The sequence below is a fragment of the Novosphingobium taihuense genome (assembly GCF_007830315.1).
GTDB classification, from domain to species: domain Bacteria; phylum Pseudomonadota; class Alphaproteobacteria; order Sphingomonadales; family Sphingomonadaceae; genus Novosphingobium; species Novosphingobium taihuense.
In genome coordinates this window covers 1-1077 of sequence record NZ_VLKJ01000031.1, presented here as the reverse complement: position 1 = coordinate 1077, position 1077 = coordinate 1, and the positions used below count along the sequence as shown (strand labels likewise).

General features: G+C 53.5%; 1 protein-coding gene. It reads left to right on the top strand.

Annotated elements, in window-relative coordinates; translation table 11 throughout:
* Positions 1-212 precede the first annotated feature (212 nt).
* A complete protein-coding gene (locus IQ25_RS20955) occupies positions 213-977 on the top strand; it encodes a hypothetical protein (protein ID WP_144908215.1) in 765 nt (254 codons plus the stop codon).
* The last annotated feature ends 100 nt before the right edge of the window (positions 978-1077 follow it).

Sequence of the window (1077 nt, the reverse complement as noted above, 5' to 3'; positions counted from 1 at the left end):
GGTGACATACACGCTTTCGGACCGCTTATCACTCATCGCGATATCATAGCTGGCGTGGCCGCAACCGTGAAACGAATTTGTCCACGCCGCCTAGCCTCACGCGGCGAACGACCGCGAGGGGTATAGGCCTTCCCCGTCACGCGCTCCTTCTCGAAAAGCCGGACGCTGTCATTGGCGACTTTGATGCCGAGAATTCATGCTGGTACCAACCATTGAAGCAGCCATCGTCATCTCGCCAAAATGAACTCCGCCAGGTTTGGGACAAGCTGCAAGACCTACGCCATAATCCGGCCGAACTGGCGACAATCCGGACCTTTTTGCGTAAACATCAGGACGGAGCGATTCACATAAAGAATGTGAAGGATGAGGTCGCACGCAAACCGCGGGCCGAACCGCCCAGGGTTAAGACTGGGGGTATCGGCAGTTTTCAGCGCGGCCGCCCTGGTCATGATCGAACAAAAATTCGGCCCGAGCGTAAACCGAAAACCATGCGGAACACGGCGGTGTGGCCGACAAATGCCATGCTGGTTTATCTTCTGCTGCTGGCTGAGGCCGCATCTTTAGAAGACTTACCCGAAGCACTGGTCATGGCCCCCAGAGCAAGTCGAGGGACTGACGTTCGATCGAAAATAAGCGAGTTTTACCGCGAACGAGATCACAAAAAAGAAGCGGAAGAAAACGAGGTACGACGGCAGAAGCAGGAGCTTCAAGATGCGGCTGAACGGGCCGAGCGGATAGCAAAAGAAACGCAAAAGGCGCGTGTAAGGTTCGTACTTCATGAACACGCAGCGGGCAGACTCACTTTCGAAAAAGTGGTAAAAAAAGGTGCTAAAAAATATGATCCGGACCAAAATCCAAGGACACACCGGCATATCAGAAGTGCCAGTATTGTTAGAAAAGACGCACACATTGAGGAAGGTCCTCGCGACAGCTTGCCAAAACGGGCGACGTTGCGTTTACGACTTTCCGAGAGCTGAGCGCCTAAGAGCCTGATTCGAAATTATCCTTCGTAAATTCATGACCTTGCGATGCGGCGGGTGAAGAGCTGGATCGAGGCGATAAACAGCCATGCGGTTG